13 protein-coding genes and 1 tRNA gene are annotated in these 15,270 nt (G+C 33.1%); 6 read left to right on the top strand and 8 right to left on the bottom strand.

Features of this window, described 5'->3' with window-relative positions; all coding sequences use genetic code 11:
* Positions 1 to 50 precede the first annotated feature (50 nt).
* The 3 genes from EYD46_RS01165 (at position 51) to EYD46_RS01155 (ending at position 2,212) form a co-directional block, all read left to right on the top strand.
* Positions 51 to 878 (top strand): type II toxin-antitoxin system RatA family toxin, encoded by an 828-nt coding sequence (locus tag EYD46_RS01165; protein WP_130935223.1) that lies wholly within the window; start codon positions 51 to 53, stop codon positions 876 to 878.
* Positions 879 to 984: 106 nt separating this feature from the next.
* Positions 985 to 1,557 carry a hypothetical protein gene (locus EYD46_RS01160; RefSeq protein WP_130935222.1) on the top strand — a complete coding sequence of 191 codons (573 nt, stop codon included), beginning with the start codon at positions 985 to 987 and terminating at the stop codon, positions 1,555 to 1,557.
* 64 nt (positions 1,558 to 1,621) lie between these two features.
* Complete coding sequence (locus tag EYD46_RS01155; protein WP_130935221.1) at positions 1,622 to 2,212, top strand: hypothetical protein; 591 nt, start codon at positions 1,622 to 1,624, stop codon at positions 2,210 to 2,212.
* A 255-nt stretch (positions 2,213 to 2,467) separates the two neighbouring features.
* On the opposite strand, the gene EYD46_RS01150 is transcribed toward EYD46_RS01155, so the two are convergent.
* Positions 2,468 to 2,542 (bottom strand) — tRNA-Pro (locus EYD46_RS01150).
* A 267-nt stretch (positions 2,543 to 2,809) separates the two neighbouring features.
* The gene (gene trxB / locus EYD46_RS01145) at positions 2,810 to 3,790 is read right to left on the bottom strand and encodes a thioredoxin-disulfide reductase (protein ID WP_130935220.1); all 981 of its coding nucleotides are present in this window, start codon (positions 3,788 to 3,790) and stop codon (positions 2,810 to 2,812) included.
* Between the two features lie 202 nt (positions 3,791 to 3,992).
* On the opposite strand from trxB, the gene EYD46_RS01140 reads away from it, so the two are divergent.
* The 3 genes from EYD46_RS01140 (at position 3,993) to EYD46_RS01130 (ending at position 7,058) form a co-directional block, all read left to right on the top strand.
* Complete coding sequence (locus EYD46_RS01140; RefSeq protein WP_130935219.1) at positions 3,993 to 5,255, top strand: putative DNA modification/repair radical SAM protein; 1,263 nt, start codon at positions 3,993 to 3,995, stop codon at positions 5,253 to 5,255.
* Positions 5,255 to 6,013 (top strand): TIGR03915 family putative DNA repair protein, encoded by a 759-nt coding sequence (locus EYD46_RS01135; protein WP_130935218.1) that lies wholly within the window; start codon positions 5,255 to 5,257, stop codon positions 6,011 to 6,013. Before EYD46_RS01140 ends, EYD46_RS01135 begins: the two co-directional genes overlap by 1 nt.
* Before the next feature lie 82 nt (positions 6,014 to 6,095).
* Complete coding sequence (locus tag EYD46_RS01130) at positions 6,096 to 7,058, top strand: D-2-hydroxyacid dehydrogenase (RefSeq protein ID WP_130935217.1); 963 nt, start codon at positions 6,096 to 6,098, stop codon at positions 7,056 to 7,058.
* Positions 7,059 to 7,193: 135 nt separating this feature from the next.
* Here the strand turns inward: EYD46_RS01130 and EYD46_RS01125 are convergent, their stop codons facing one another.
* The 6 genes from EYD46_RS01125 to EYD46_RS01100 form a co-directional block, all read right to left on the bottom strand.
* Entirely contained in the window at positions 7,194 to 8,456 is a 1,263-nt protein-coding gene (locus tag EYD46_RS01125) for an alginate export family protein (protein ID WP_130935216.1), read from the bottom strand.
* Between the two features lie 146 nt (positions 8,457 to 8,602).
* The gene (locus EYD46_RS01120) at positions 8,603 to 9,427 is read right to left on the bottom strand and encodes an ABC transporter ATP-binding protein (protein WP_130935215.1); all 825 of its coding nucleotides are present in this window, start codon (positions 9,425 to 9,427) and stop codon (positions 8,603 to 8,605) included.
* 9 nt (positions 9,428 to 9,436) lie between these two features.
* Positions 9,437 to 10,285 (bottom strand): ABC transporter ATP-binding protein, encoded by an 849-nt coding sequence (locus tag EYD46_RS01115; RefSeq protein WP_130935214.1) that lies wholly within the window; start codon positions 10,283 to 10,285, stop codon positions 9,437 to 9,439.
* A 74-nt stretch (positions 10,286 to 10,359) separates the two neighbouring features.
* On the bottom strand, positions 10,360 to 11,463 hold the full coding sequence (locus tag EYD46_RS01110; protein ID WP_174719877.1) for an ABC transporter permease: 1,104 nt from the start codon (positions 11,461 to 11,463) through the stop codon (positions 10,360 to 10,362).
* A 109-nt stretch (positions 11,464 to 11,572) separates the two neighbouring features.
* Positions 11,573 to 12,961: a CmpA/NrtA family ABC transporter substrate-binding protein gene (locus EYD46_RS01105; protein ID WP_130935213.1), complete on the bottom strand. Its 1,389-nt coding sequence runs from the start codon at positions 12,959 to 12,961 to the stop codon at positions 11,573 to 11,575.
* 525 nt (positions 12,962 to 13,486) lie between these two features.
* Positions 13,487 to 14,794 carry a tyrosine-type recombinase/integrase gene (locus tag EYD46_RS01100; protein ID WP_130935212.1) on the bottom strand — a complete coding sequence of 436 codons (1,308 nt, stop codon included), beginning with the start codon at positions 14,792 to 14,794 and terminating at the stop codon, positions 13,487 to 13,489.
* Positions 14,795 to 15,270: the final 476 nt, after the last annotated feature.

Raw genomic sequence — 15,270 nt, 5'->3', positions numbered from 1 at the left:
AAGATCATTTGGATACAGATAATTTAGCGTCAAAAAACAAATAATAAATTATGAATACACTTCAAAAATACTTAACTGCAAATGCTGCATTTTCATCATTAAATGGGTTACTTGCAATAGCCTTTAAGCAAAAACTCGAAACCATATTTGATGTAGAGCCTAGTAACTTTTTTATGGTACTTGGAGTTCTACTACTATACTTTGCCATAACACTTACAGTTGAGATTAAAAAACAGAGAGCATTGGCAGTATTATGGATTATAATTCAAGATATGCTATGGGTAATTGGTAGTGTTATTTTACTAGTATGGAATCCTTTTGATATATCCACAACTGGCAATTTAATTATAGGTATAGTTGCATTTATTGTTCTTCAACTAGGTATTGGTCAAGCTAAGGGGCTTGCAAGAATTGATGAAGGAAGTAAAAAAGGGTTAAAACAATTTCGTTTTAAACGAAAAGTTAAAGGTAGTAAGGCAAAAGTATGGCAAATCATATCTGATGTTGCTAATTATCATGAAGTAGCTCCTAATATCGATGAATCTGCTATTATTTCTGGAGAAAAAAAGGGCTTGGTGCGGTCTTGTACTCATGGTAATGATAGTTGGACAGAGACTTGCTCTCTTTGGGAAGAAGAAAAGCAATACGCATTTGTGGTAAATACTAATGCTCCTGATTATCCATATCCGCTTAAAAGCTTAAAAGGTACTTGGATAGTCAATGAAATTTCTAATAACAGAAATGAAATCATAATGATTTTTGATTTTGAATACAGGAAACCCATACAGAATATACTTGTTCATCCACTTATGAAATATAAGTTTACTAAAGTCTGCAAAAAGCTTCTAGACAATTGGCAAAATATGATTGAAAATTGATATTAAATAAACAATATGATAATGAATAATAATATCCATTCTTAAACCAGTTTAAGTTTTTTAATGCGAAAACCAAATAGTTTTATCTCCCCTTAAATTTTAAAACATGAAACATAAAATAATAATAAACCTATTTCTATTAATAATTGTATTATCTGGATGCCATTCAGACGAGAATACTGCGCCTTTAATGAATTTAACAAATGAATTTGTAATCAATAATGAAAGAACTTACCCAACCCCAAACGGATATTTTGAAGAATATATATCTGAAGGGAAAGTTATTTGGTTCGCTCTAAAGTTGATTAATGGTAGATTTCTTTCAACGTCTAACTCAGAAGCACTTCCTTGTCCTTATGTTGAAAATCTCAATCACGGTATTTCTATTGGGTTACGTTTAGATCACGATAAAAGACTAGAAACTGGAACTTATAATTATACCATTTCTGAAAATAACTTGGGTATAATAGACAATTCAGAAATTTTTTATGGTTTCAACTTTTTAGACGATTGCTTTGGAACTAGTGAAACTATCTTGAAGATAGTAAGCGGTACTTTAATTGTTCAGAAAGAAGCGCAAAATTATAACATCTTATATACGCTTACATCAGAAAGCGGCGACATTATTAAGGGTCATTTCTCTGGAAATTTAATACCGAGAATTATCCCAGAATGGTAGCACTCTTCATATGCATAAAAGCTTAACAATTTTCAACACAAATATTTATTTAAATGCATTCATCATGAAAAAAACATTCATCATCTTAATTCTACTAGGGCATGCTTTAACAACAACAGCCCAAGACACACAAAAAAATAATTTACAAAACTCAAGCATAGAACAATCGATATTTGGAATCCAAACTGGATTTGCTGGATTCTGGTTGCACAACGAATTGAGATTATCTAATCAAATAGCTTTAAGAACCGAGTTAGGTTTAGATGCTTATGATAATGATGATTTTTATCCTGATACTGGATTTTTATTGGCAACAGTGCTAACAGTTGAACCACGTTGGTACTATAATTTAAATAAACGAAAAAGTCAGTCAAAATCAATTACCGGAAATAGTGGTAATTTCTTTTCCTTAAAAAGTAGTTTACGCCTTGAGGATTTGTTGATAGAATTTGGAGATGATGAAGACGTGAAAATGGTAAACAATTTTTCTATAATACCAACATGGGGAATAAGAAGAATTTTAGGAAAACACTTTAACTATGAAGCTGGAGCTGGAATTGGTTATATTCATTTTTTTGCTAAAGATGCAGGCTTTTCAAAAGATAAAGGAGAAGTTGCCATAAACCTTCATCTACGTATTGGTTATTGGTTTTAAAAAATTTTTAGTTTAAACTTCAGTAAAAAACAAAGACCTTGTAAATTATTATATGATTTACAAGGCTTGATTTTAGAGATATTAACTTTGTCGGGATGACAGATTTTGATAATCCTTTTACATCGCCTATGTTGCAAATAGATGCCAAATGTTTGCACATTTGAGCCATTTCTATTTTGACTCTTCCCACAAGTAAAACTTGGTCTCAATTCAAAATAAAAACGCCTGACTTCTAAAAAGTCAGGCATCTATTTGTCGGGATGACAGGATTTGAACCTGCGACCACACGGCCCCCAGCCGTGTACGCTAACCGGACTGCGCCACATCCCGATCTTAAAAAACAGTTTTCAAAGAAAACATATTTTTAAATAATTACAAACTTGTATGCTGTTTAAATTGCAAATAATTAAACAGAGAATTTTAGCTTGCAATGACTTTGGCAAATAGACCTGCGTTAGGGATAGAACGGCATGTTTGAAATCCCCGACGAAGGAGGGATTGAGTAGTGAAAGCCCGACCACGCCATAGCGTGGTAACGCCCAAAAACAAAAAAGCCAAAGCTAATACACTTTGGCTTTCATAATACTATTTAATTTCCTAATTATAAGTTGACGTAGACACTTCGAACGTGGCGTCTTTGGCTGCTAAATAGCGCTCTGCATCTAAAGCCGCCATACAGCCAGTTCCGGCAGCGGTTACTGCTTGTCTATACACGTGGTCTGCAGCATCTCCTGACACAAAAACACCTTCTACGTTAGTTTTAGAAGACCCTGGCACATTTATGATGTAACCTGTTTCATCTAAATCTAAATATCCTTTAAATATATCTGTATTAGGCTTATGACCAATTGCCACAAAAAATCCTGTAGCTGGAATATCGTGCTTTTCATTCGTTTTATTGTTAAATACACGAACACCATTTACCACTTGCCCATCTCCTAAAACCTCATCGGTTTCAGTATTGAATAAAATCTCAATATTCTCTGTGTTTCTAACTCTAGCTTCCATGATTTTAGAGGCTCTAAACTCATCTCGTCTTACCAACATGGTTACTTTTTTACAAAGCTTAGATAAATAATGTGCTTCCTCACAAGCAGAATCTCCTGCCCCAACAATTACCACTTCTTGATTTCTGTAGAAGAAGCCATCACAAACTGCACACGCAGAAACACCACCACCTAATTTTAAATATTTCTGTTCAGAATCTAGACCTAAATATTTTGCAGATGCACCTGTTGAAATAATAATAGTATCTGCATGTATTTCTTTTTCATCATTTACCCACACTTTGTGAACATCTCCAGAAAAATCAACCTTGGTAATCCAACCATTACGTACATCAGTCTCAAAACGTTCAGCCTGAGCTTGTAACTGCATCATCATTTCTGGTCCTGTTACGCCTTCTGGATAGCCAGGGAAATTTTCAACATCATTGGTTGTTGTTAATTGCCCACCAGGTTGCGATCCTTGGTATAACACTGGATTCATATTTGCTCTTGCTGCATAAATTGCTGCTGTATAGCCAGCTGGCCCAGAGCCAATTATTAAACATTTTAATTTTTCTATATCTTCTGCCATGATCTTATCATTTAATAGAACAAAAGTAGAATTTTTGATGTAAACCTTACACATAAGTTATTAACACTGTTTATAAATCAATAAACTGTTTCTATAACAAAAAATCTCATCTATTTTAACACTACGCAACCTTAAAAATTTCTATATTTGAGTATTCGGGTTTTCCAAATCTACATTCAATCTTTTTTAATTAGTCCATCTTATGTCTTTCGATCGTATTCGAGAAAAGCTTAATATACTTGCTGATGCTGCAAAATATGATGTATCCTGTGCTTCTAGTGGCAGCAACAGAAAAAACACAAACAAAGGTTTAGGCAATGCTACAGGTATGGGTATTTGCCATACGTACACCAAAGATGGCCGCTGTGTATCACTCTTAAAAATCCTATTGACCAATCACTGTATTTTTGATTGCGCCTATTGCGTTACAAGAAAGAGTAACGATATAAAACGTGCAGCTTTTAAAGTACAAGAAGTGGTGGATTTAACCATTAACTTTTATAGAAGAAATTATATTGAAGGGCTTTTTTTAAGCTCTGGTATTTTTAAGAATGCTGATTATACCATGGAACGCTTGGTGGCAGTTGCAAAAAAATTGCGTTTGGAAGAAAACTTTAATGGCTATATTCATTTAAAATCTATTCCTGGTGCTTCAGATGAATTAATGCGAGAAGCTGGACTTTATGCAGATAGATTAAGCGTAAATATTGAAATCCCAACAAAAGAAGGCCTAAAACAATTAGCCCCAGATAAAAATCACGAAGATTTTATTAAACCTATGAAAAAGGTTAAAAATGAAATTATTCAATATAAATCTGAAAAGAAAATTATTAAAAGCACACCCAAATATGCACCAGCAGGACAAAGCACCCAAATGATAATAGGGGCTAGTGGCGAGACTGATATGCAAATTATGTACACCTCTAATTATTTGTATAATAAATTTGATTTAAAACGTGTGTATTACTCTGGGTACATCCCAATAAGTTACGACAAACGCTTACCTATGATAGGTACTGAAGTTCCTGTTTTACGTGAAAACAGATTATACCAAACCGATTGGTTATTGCGATTTTATGGCTTTGATGTGCGAGAAATTCTTAATCCAGAATATCCAGATTTAGATCTAGATATAGACCCTAAATTATCATGGGCTTTACGAAACCTACACCAATTTCCTGTTGATATTAACAAAGCTGATAAAATGATGCTAGCTAGAGTGCCTGGACTTGGCATGGTATCAGTTCATAAAATTTTAAGTGCAAGACGTTTCAGGAATTTAAATTGGGAACATTTAAAAACTATAGGTGTAAAACTAAATAGAGCTAAATATTTTATTACCTGCAATTCTAGATATTTTGAAACTAGAGATTATTCAGCTTCTAAACTCAAAGAAATATTAATACATAATTCTACAGGTAAGCATAAAAAAGCATTTACTGGTCAATTAGCATTATTTACCTAATGCAGCATACCACGGTTACATATGATGGTTCTTTTGATGGTTTTTTAACTACCGTTTTCGAAATTTATGAGCGTCGCTTATCACATGTTATCATTAAAAGCGAACTTCAATTTGAAAGTGAACTATTTGGTATACACGAACATATTATTACAGATGATAATAAATCTAAACGTGTTTTCGATGGATTGAAAAAACGCATCGGCGCCAAGGGCTGTAGTATCTTGTATTATTCATTTTTAAGTGAATTAATCGGTATTGAAAATACGATGTTAAGTGTTATAGCATACACCTTTAAAAGCCAAAAAAATATCATTTCAGACTACAGTAATCCAGATGTACTCCAATTATCTAAAGTTGTAAAAAAGGTAGGCAGAGAAAAACACAGAATGGAAGCCTTTGTTAGGTTTCAACAAACAAAGGACAATATTTATTTTGCTAATATAGAACCTGATTTTAATGTATTACCCCTAATAAAAAGCCATTTTACAAAACGATATGCAGATCAAAAATGGATTATTTATGATTTAAAACGCAAATATGGTTTGTTTTATAATCTAGAAAGCACAGAGATAATTACTATTGATTTCAATTTAAACCACTCAAAAAAAGATTGGTTTACTAACGATGAAAGAACATACGAAACGCTCTGGAAAGATTATTTTGAAAGTACTAATATTGAAGAACGCATAAATACAAAACTACATGTAAGGCATGTACCAAAACGGTATTGGAAATATTTAAGCGAAAAACAACCTTAAATATGTTTTATCATAATTTGAATACTATTTATATACAAGTATCAACTACTATAGATTATATTTATCATTTATTTTTAAAAATATGAAGATAGTAGTACTTGATGGTTACACCCTTAACCCTGGCGATTTAAATTGGGATGGCATTTCAAAATTTGGAGATTTAAAAGTTTATGATAGAACTCCTTACAATGATGAAGCCATCATAGAAAACATAGGAAATGCAGATATCGTTTTTACCAACAAAACACCTATTAACAAGTATGTGTTATCAAAAGCAGCGTCACTAAAATACATTGGTGTATTAGCTACTGGCTATAACGTGGTAGATACAGAAACTGCAAAACAACAAAACATTGTTGTTACTAATGTACCTGATTATAGTTCTGTTGCTGTAGCGCAATTTACCATAGCTTTAATTTTAGAACTATGTCATCATATAGGTGCACACAATGCTGCCGTACAAAAAGGAGATTGGATAAAAAGCAAAGATTTTTCCTTTTGGAATTACCCTTTGATAGAACTAGCAGGAAAAACACTGGGGCTTATTGGTTTTGGAAAAATAGGTAGAGCTACCGCTAAAATAGCCAAAGCTTTTGGTATGAAAATTTTAGTACATAACAGAACGGTTTATCCAGAATTTGAAAACGATAATTTAAAATTTGTAACATTAGATGAGTTATTAAGCAATTCAGATGTAATAAGCTTACACAGTCCCTTAACTAAGGACACCAATGGTATTATTAATAAAAACACCATTAGTAAAATGAAGTCTAGTGCGTTTTTAATTAATACCGCTCGTGGCCCATTAGTAAATGAAAACGATTTGGTTGAAGCTTTAAATAGTGAAAAACTTGCTGGTGCAGCACTAGATGTTATTTCTGAAGAACCTATGAAAGCTGACAATCCGCTACTGAATGCAAAAAACTGTATAATCACACCACACATCGCTTGGGCTCCAAAAGAGGCACGCCAACGTTTAATGCAGACAACTATTGATAATTTAAAGTGCTTTCTAGAAGGACGTCCTGTAAATGTGGTAAACTAAAACTTAAAATTTTATAGATTTTAAATCCCTTAAAATTTTATTTATAAAATAATAAATCCCGCTTAAAGCGGGATTTAAAAAATTAGAATATTAACTAATTAACACTACCTACTACAATATAGGCAAAAAATATTTTTATTTAGCTGTGTTTAAAAACTTAGGCTTTATAATTAACATAGCCCAAGCCCAGTTTTGTGTAGACTTTACACCAGGTAAATCTGCTACTTCACTTGGCTCAAAGAAGTGAGAGTAACCACCAACTAACTTAAATTCTTTAAACTTCTTAGCTATTACTAAATCTATCTCAGAACCTAAGTCTTTTCCAGTACCATTAATATCTTCAACTTCTGTAAAATAGTGTCCTGTTAAAGTAACTGCTAAACCAGAGATTTTAGTAGCAAGAGATACTTGTAAATCATTTAAACCACCAGCATTGGCGTGATTACCTACATAAAACCTATCAATTAAACCATTAAATGCATGGTTTGTACCGTATAGAGGGAAGAATGCTGCAGAATCATCTGTTCTTCCAGAAATGGTTTCGTAACCAGCTCCTATCGTTAATTTATCTGAAGCTTTATACTTTGCTAAAACACTAGCTAAGAGTGCTCCTTTAACATCTGTACCGCCTACTCTTTCTCCTTCTTGTAAATATAAATTCACAGCGAAAGATAATGGTCCCGTTTTATAATCTAAATGCGCTCCTGTAGTAAGCAATGTTGCCTTTCTATCTGTTGTAGGAGCTGTAGTTGGATCGTTATCGCCTCCATTTTGGAAAGTATTCACTAAAGCTAAGAAAGAAAAGTTTAATTTTTCTCCTTTAGTATTTAATCTTGTAAACACCATATCCCTATAAGAGAACAAATTAGCTGTAAAATAAATTTCATCTACAGTAGTGTTCAAAGCCCCACCAATGTCTAAGCTAAATTTATTTTTCTTGTATTTGTAAACCGCAGCATCATGCGTACGTGCTTGTTGCGCCCATCCTAATCCACCAAGAATTCTTTGGTCGTCATAAGATAATGGCTGACGTCCTAATTTTAAACTTGAAAACTCTCCAAGTTTCAAATCGGCCCAAGCCTCTTGTACTCTAAAGTTTCCGTTTCCAGCTGTTGCTATTTGTGGTCTATCACCAAAAGCAAATACTTCTTGAAAGTTTATAAAAACTTTATAGGTTTCTGCAGTATATGCAGCTTTTAATGCCGCTCTAACTGTGGTTCTTATAAAACCTTCATCAGAATCTAAAGCGGTTTGTGCAGGAAATGTACCTCCTGTAAAGTTACCACCGTTACCAAAGTATTCACTACGTGGTCTAAATTCCCCTTCTAGTGTAAACTGTGCTTGTGCAAATTGAACTATCAATGCCATCAAGCCTATTAAAACATATTGCTTTCTCATTTTTACTTGTTTTTAAGTTTAATTTTTGTTCGAGTTTTTAATTAATTGTTTTGATTTTAGGTTGTTCTTACCCTAGGTTCATGAAATGTATTAAGTTTCATAAACATTTTTTAATAATTATTTGCTTAGTGTGGTTTACTTTATTTTTAGTGCTCTAAAAAGTCTATTAAGTGTTTTCTGTATTTATAATAATCGTCGTGTTCCAACACGGCTTTACGCGTTCTAGGTCTTTCAAAATCTATATCCAGAACATCTCCAATTTTTGCACGTGGTCCGCTAGTCATCATTACCACACGATCTGCCAAAAATATCGCTTCGTCCACATCGTGAGTAATCATTACCGCTGTAATTTTTTCTTTATTCCAAATCTCTATCAAAATATCTTGTAATTCGCCACGTGTTAAAGAGTCTAACATTCCAAAAGGCTCATCCAACAATAATACTTTTGGTTTTATAGCAAATGCACGCGCAATACCTACACGCTGCTGCATCCCTTGTGATAAGTCTGAAGCGCGTTTATTAAACGCATCTTCTAAACCTACCTTTTGTAAATAATATTTTGCAATATCGTTACGTTGATTTTTGGTTGCATGTGGAAATACTTGGTTTACACCCAGCAATACATTTTGTAAAGCAGTCATCCAAGGCATCAAACTTGGTGCTTGAAAAATCACGCCTCTATCTGGACCAGGTCCTTTAATGTGCTTTCCTAATACTGAGATGTTTCCTCCAGAAATTGGATTTAACCCTGCAATCATAGATAACATGGTAGTTTTACCACATCCAGAATGACCAATAATAGTAACAAATTCTTCTTTTTTAATTTGAAGGTTCAAATGCTCTAACACCACATAATCGCCTTTTGGTGTTGGGTAAACCTTCTTTAAATCATTTAAATCTAGCATCACTTCATTAGAAGGAAAAATGCCATTATGCGCTGTTTTAGCTGTGTCTGTAATAATAGTACTCATAACTGATGCTTATCTAAATTGGTTAACAAAATCCTTTGGTGCTAAATCTGGTAAAACATATTCTTCTGAAACTTGAGATTTACGCTCTTCCCCTATATCCATTAAATACTCAATAATGGCATTTCTTGTTTTTTTGTAATTAGGGTTATCGTTCATTTCTGTTTTATCACGTGGTCGTTCAATATCAATCTTAAACTCAGGCCCTAAAGTAGCATTTGGCCCTGGACGTAGTGGAATAATACGATCTGCCATATAAATCCCTTCATCCACATCATTAGTAATTAATAATGCTGTACGCTTATCCTTGCCCCAAATATTTAAAATTTGATCTTGAAGTGTACCTCTAGTTAAAGCGTCCAAAGCCCCTAAAGGCTCATCCATAATAATCATATCTGGTTTCATAGATAGTGCTCTAGCTACTGCCACACGTTGGCGCATCCCACCAGACAATTCTTTAGGTAATTTGTTAATAGCTGGCGTCAAACCTACCATATCAATATAGTGTGCTGCTTTACGTTTGTAAACCGCTTTTTCTCGCTTTGGGAACGCCTCTTTAACAGCCATTAGTACATTTTGCTCTACAGTTAACCAAGGTAGTAATGAGTAATTCTGGAAAATAACACCACGTTCATGGCTTGTACCCTCAACAGGTTTTCCCTTAAACAATACCTCGCCTTTAGTAGGCTCAAGTAGTCCGTTTATTAAATTTACCAACGTTGTTTTTCCACTTCCAGTAAATCCTACAATCGCTACAAACTCGCCTTCCTCTATCGATAAATTAATATCAGATAGTACCTCGGTGGCGTTCTCGTCATTCCCGTAGGTTTTATATATATTTTTTAATTCTAAGTATGCCATTTCTTTATTGTTTAAGTGTTTATTTGTTGATGCGTTTAATCGATTCCACGATTAAACATTTAAACAATTCAACATTATATAGCATCCGTTTTTTCAAAAGACACCGCATTTTGAATAGCTAACATCAGGCGATCTAATAAGAAACCTATGATACCAATAACAAACATGGCAACTATAATTTTTGCATTAGAATCGTTTGCACCATTTTGGAATTCTTCCCAAACAAACAATCCTAAACCAGGACTCTGTGCTAATAGTTCAATAGCAATTAAAACCATCCACGCTACAGATAATGTAATTTTTAAACCTGTAAAGATTAAAGGTAAAGATGATGGCAACACCACTTTAAATACCTTTTGGAAATTCCCCAATTTTAAAACCTTAGCAACGTTAATGTAATCTTTATCTACTGATGACACACCCATTGATGTGTTCACCAATGTAGCCCACATAGAACATAAACCAACCGCTATAAACGAAATAGTAAACGAGCTATCTTCACTAGAATCTATCAATAATGTTTTTACAATCATAAACACTAACAAGTACCATACTACTGGTGATACAGGTTTAAAAATTTGAATAAACCAGTTAAACGCACTTTTTAACGTTGGGCTTAATCCTATAAAAATACCAAGAGGCACAGCAATTAATAAGGCTAAAAAGAATCCAGCAAAAACCGTTTTTAAGCTTGTAAAAATTTGATCAACGAATGAAGGGCGACCTGTATAAACAATAGGTGCTTTACCTTCGGCAACTCGTTTTTCATTTAAGGCTGCTGTTTTTTCTTTAAAAGCAGCTTTATCAGCACTAATTAAGGCGTGGTCGTTAAGTAAAGATTGAAACGATGCCCAAACTTGCGAAGGCGAAGGCAATGTATTTGGCTGGCAGCTAATATCGCCACTAGCAATACAAGCAGCCATTTCATCTGCTGCAGCTTGCCCTTGTTCATTTAATGCTTTTTCTATTCTAAATTCAGCTTCAATATTATAAAGCGACTTAGCTCCTGTATACCATAACCCTAAAAACAAGAGTACTGAGGCTATAGAAATAGCTGCCTTTTTAAGAACAACTTTAGGGTTCATTTGCTTTAATTTCTTAACCCACCCGTTAAACAGAAAGCCAAAAAAATTAAACCTTACTATTCTATCAACTATATTTAAACTAATGCTTTTCATTGCCATTTTGTTTAGTGTTATTTTTTTGTCATTCTGAACTAGTTTCAGTATCTCAACTTCTATTAGATTCTAAAACTAGTTCTGAAATGACAGATATTACCTGTATTTATTATTTTACAGCTGTATCTTTATTACCAATTTTAAAGCTGTTGATGTATCCAATAGGATCTTTAGCATCATACGATGTACCGTCTATAAAGTCTGTAGTAGCTGGTTTGTACCCATCAGTTGTTGGAATATCACTTGCAGGAATATTACCTTCTTCAACTAAAAGTTTAGCAGCTTTTGTCCAGATATCAGGTCTGTAAATATCTTTTATTGTTGATGCATACCAATCTGCTGGCTTCGCTTCAGGAATTTGTCCCCAACGTCTCATTTGCGTTAAAAACCAGATACCATCAGAGTAGAATGGATATGTTGCATTGTACTTGTAGAATACGTTAAAATCTGGCATCTCACGCTTATCGCCTTTTTCAAATTCAAATGTACCCGTCATAGAGTTTGCTAATACTGCCTCATCAGCACCAACGTATTGGCTCATAGATAATATTTTCACAGCTTCTGCTCTGTTTCCTGGCTCGTCTAGCCACTTACCTGCTCTAATTAATGCTTTAGTTACAGCAATGGCAGTGTTAGGGTTTTCGTCCACAAATTTCTTTGTCATTACAAATACTTTTTCTGGATTGTTTTTCCAAATATCATAGTTAGTAGTAACTGGCACACCAATACCTTTAAATACAGCTTGCTGATTCCATGGCTCTCCTACACAGTACCCGTAAATAGTACCAGCTTCAAGCGTTGCAGGCATTTGTGGCGGAGGTGTAACAGATAGTAAAACCTCTGCATCAATTTGTCCTTGTACGTTATCAGCAGTATACATACCTGGGTGGATGCCCGCTGCTGCTAACCAATATCTTATTTCGTAGTTGTGTGTAGATACAGGGAATACCATACCCATTTTAAATGCCTTACCACTATTCTTGTAATCTGTAATTACTGGCTTAAGTGCATCTGCTTTTATAGGGTGTACTGGCTTACCATCTGCACCTTTAGGTACGTTTGGCTTCATTTTACTCCACACATCATTAGATACAGTAATACCATTACCATTTAAATCCATAGAAAATGGTGTTACCAATTCTGCTTGACGACCAAATCCTGCACCTGCAGCAATTGGCTGACCCGCTAACATGTGAGATCCGTCTAACTGACCATCAATTACACGGTCTAATACGTTTTTCCAGTTAGATTGTGCTTCAACAGAAACAAATAAGCCTTCATCTTCAAAAAAGCCTTTTTCTTTAGCAATAGCTAAAGGTGCCATATCTGTTAATTTGATAAAACCAAACGTTAACTGTGGTTTTTCAATATCTAATGTTTTTGTTGTCGATGCTGTTGCTTCCGCTACAACAGTTTCTTTTTTCTTTTCGCCACCACAAGCAAATAATAATACTGCTACTGGTAAAATCCAAAATGAGCGTTTTAATAGAGATTTCATGTTTCGTGTTTTTAATTAACTAAGTATAAATACTTATTTTTTTGACAAATATATAAGTAGCCTTAATTTTTGCTCATGATGTTACCCATATATAAACCTCTTTTTGTGTCATAAAAAAACCTGCTACAACACAGGTTTTCATATTAATCATTTAAAAAACAATTATTTAAACATTAAAAAAACACATATACATCTACTTAAATCGCTACGTATAAACAGGTGTTTGTTAATAACATTTTACGTATGTTTTACTTAAATAAGGAAAGTTTAAACAGAAAATTAGAGGATTTGAGGAGAAAACTACGTAGTTATATGGTGTTTGATTGGTTTTTAGGGTGAACGTAGTATTTGAGTGTTTGAGTTTAGTGGAGTGATGAATGCTTTGTTTGGAGAGTTAGTCCTGTCGGCTATGTATAAATTTTGTTGTGCGATTTAATCTTTAAATTTAGCAAATAATCGCCAAATAGAAAATCCGAGAGGGTTTTCGCAAGTTGACAAAAAATTAGCAATAAAATTTATTCTTTATTAGGCAACGTTTTTTTTGTAAACTATATTCAAGACTTGTTCAACAAATGATTTTGCTCTTTGAACTCCTATTGTTAAGTTTGATGGATGTCCACATTTATTTCTCAAACCTAAACAATTATTTATTAATTCATTTTTTTCAAACTTACTAAATACTCCCATTTTTTCTGCTAAATGTATTGTTGTTTTGTCTTTAATATATTCAAAACTATTAATGTTTTTAACGTTTTTTGCTCTAGAGTCAATTCTGTTCAATTCTTCATTTATGTTTTTTATAGTATCGATGTCTAATATTTGTTTTCTAATACTCTTTATAGCAGATGACCAAATAAAAATAACTCCAGCTCTTAAACTTCCATTTCTAAAACAATCTATTCCTTCCATCAAATAATCTATTTCGTCTAAGTCTTTCAATTTGAATACTAAAGATTCTAAATCATCAAAACTTTCAGTTTTTTCAGTTGTAGTAATTAATTTATCATAAGGCGTAAAATTAATTGTTTGTTCTTCGTGAATTAATTTTGAATACTGAATATGAGATTTGAATTCCTTGATTTTTAAATTTTCTAATATTATTATTAAAGGAATTCCTAGTTGATTTAGATGTTTAATATAAGAATATTTAAATGCTCTAGTTGTAAAAGCAGGATTTAACTCCATTTCTTTTAACGAAGCTTTCAGTACTTTAGTTAGACTTGTGTAAGAATATTTTTTAGACTTGTCATTTTGCCCATATATAAAATACAACTCTGGTTTGAATTTTTTGTAATAGTCTGATAATAATGGAATCACTCTTTTTGATAAATATGCCCTTCTCTTTTCATTTCCTTTGCTATCGTGCAAAATTATGTACGGATTTTCAGCTTTAGAAATAATGTCTTTAACTTTAATTTCTAATAATTCATTAGCTTCTAAACCACAAGAATACATCAAAAGAAAAATAATTTTATGTTTTAAATTTTCTTTTCGGTTTATTAATTCTAAAACATCTGATTGCTCGAAAAAATCAGCAGATCTTTCAGCAGTATCAGGAAATTTAAATTTATAAATTCCATGCTTTTTGTTATGCATTTGGTCGAAAAATATTTTACATACAAAAACCAAGGTTCTTAAAGTTGTATGTGATTTTTTCTGATTTATTAATGACCTTGCGTAACTTGTTACTTGTTGATTAGTAATTTCTGTTGGATTATGTGCTGAATAAAAATCAAAAAGTCTAAACAAGGTATTTGAATAACCTCTAATTGTAGATTCAGCATATTTTCGTCGTCTGAATTCTTTAATGACTTTTTCTCTTATTTCCTTCATTTTTGTTGTTCAGCCAAATGTTGTCTTACGATTAGATATGGTTCCATTTTAATAAACCCTATCGCTCAATAAGCGAAGTTCGAGTTTTTATATCAGAAAATCAATACGTACTTGCACGTAGTTTTCAACAAAGTTGTTCTTAATAGAAATAAGTGAGGGAATAAAAAAACCATTCGGTATTTTATGAATGAGATGGCTTCGTTACACTCGCAATGGCGTGTCATTTAAAGAGTGTGAGTTTCCCCTCTAACAAGCCTGTACTGAGCTTTCCGAAGTAAAGGGTCCCGATAGCTATCGGGTAAGGGGTGTGTAAAAACAACATCTACATTAATTTTCCCTGACCCACCTAACGGCAGGCAGGCTTCCTTACTTGTTAGGAAGGATACTGTTGCTCTAAACATTTTGTAAAAAACAAACTCTTAATACATAATTATAACATAATAGGTAAACTCAACTAACAATTATTTATATTTTAG

This window comes from Hyunsoonleella pacifica (assembly GCF_004310335.1).
Classification (GTDB): domain Bacteria; phylum Bacteroidota; class Bacteroidia; order Flavobacteriales; family Flavobacteriaceae; genus Jejuia; species Jejuia pacifica.
The sequence above is the reverse complement of the archived record's forward strand: the minus strand, read 5'-3'. Positions and strand labels throughout refer to the sequence as shown.

What these genes read in the sequence shown, in the direction of transcription:
- EYD46_RS01165 (WP_130935223.1), top strand. Translation starts at nt 51, where the DNA reads ATGAATACACTTCAAAAATACTTAACTGCAAATGCTGCATTTTCATCA.
- EYD46_RS01160 (WP_130935222.1), top strand. Translation starts at nt 985, where the DNA reads ATGAAACATAAAATAATAATAAACCTATTTCTATTAATAATTGTATTA.
- EYD46_RS01155 (WP_130935221.1), top strand. Translation starts at nt 1,622, where the DNA reads ATGAAAAAAACATTCATCATCTTAATTCTACTAGGGCATGCTTTAACA.
- trxB (WP_130935220.1), bottom strand. Translation starts at nt 3,790, where the DNA reads ATGGCAGAAGATATAGAAAAATTAAAATGTTTAATAATTGGCTCTGGG.
- EYD46_RS01140 (WP_130935219.1), top strand. Translation starts at nt 3,993, where the DNA reads ATGTCTTTCGATCGTATTCGAGAAAAGCTTAATATACTTGCTGATGCT.
- EYD46_RS01135 (WP_130935218.1), top strand. Translation starts at nt 5,255, where the DNA reads ATGCAGCATACCACGGTTACATATGATGGTTCTTTTGATGGTTTTTTA.
- EYD46_RS01130 (WP_130935217.1), top strand. Translation starts at nt 6,096, where the DNA reads ATGAAGATAGTAGTACTTGATGGTTACACCCTTAACCCTGGCGATTTA.
- EYD46_RS01125 (WP_130935216.1), bottom strand. Translation starts at nt 8,456, where the DNA reads ATGAGAAAGCAATATGTTTTAATAGGCTTGATGGCATTGATAGTTCAA.
- EYD46_RS01120 (WP_130935215.1), bottom strand. Translation starts at nt 9,427, where the DNA reads ATGAGTACTATTATTACAGACACAGCTAAAACAGCGCATAATGGCATT.
- EYD46_RS01115 (WP_130935214.1), bottom strand. Translation starts at nt 10,285, where the DNA reads ATGGCATACTTAGAATTAAAAAATATATATAAAACCTACGGGAATGAC.
- EYD46_RS01110 (WP_174719877.1), bottom strand. Translation starts at nt 11,463, where the DNA reads ATGAAAAGCATTAGTTTAAATATAGTTGATAGAATAGTAAGGTTTAAT.
- EYD46_RS01105 (WP_130935213.1), bottom strand. Translation starts at nt 12,961, where the DNA reads ATGAAATCTCTATTAAAACGCTCATTTTGGATTTTACCAGTAGCAGTA.
- EYD46_RS01100 (WP_130935212.1), bottom strand. Translation starts at nt 14,794, where the DNA reads ATGAAGGAAATAAGAGAAAAAGTCATTAAAGAATTCAGACGACGAAAA.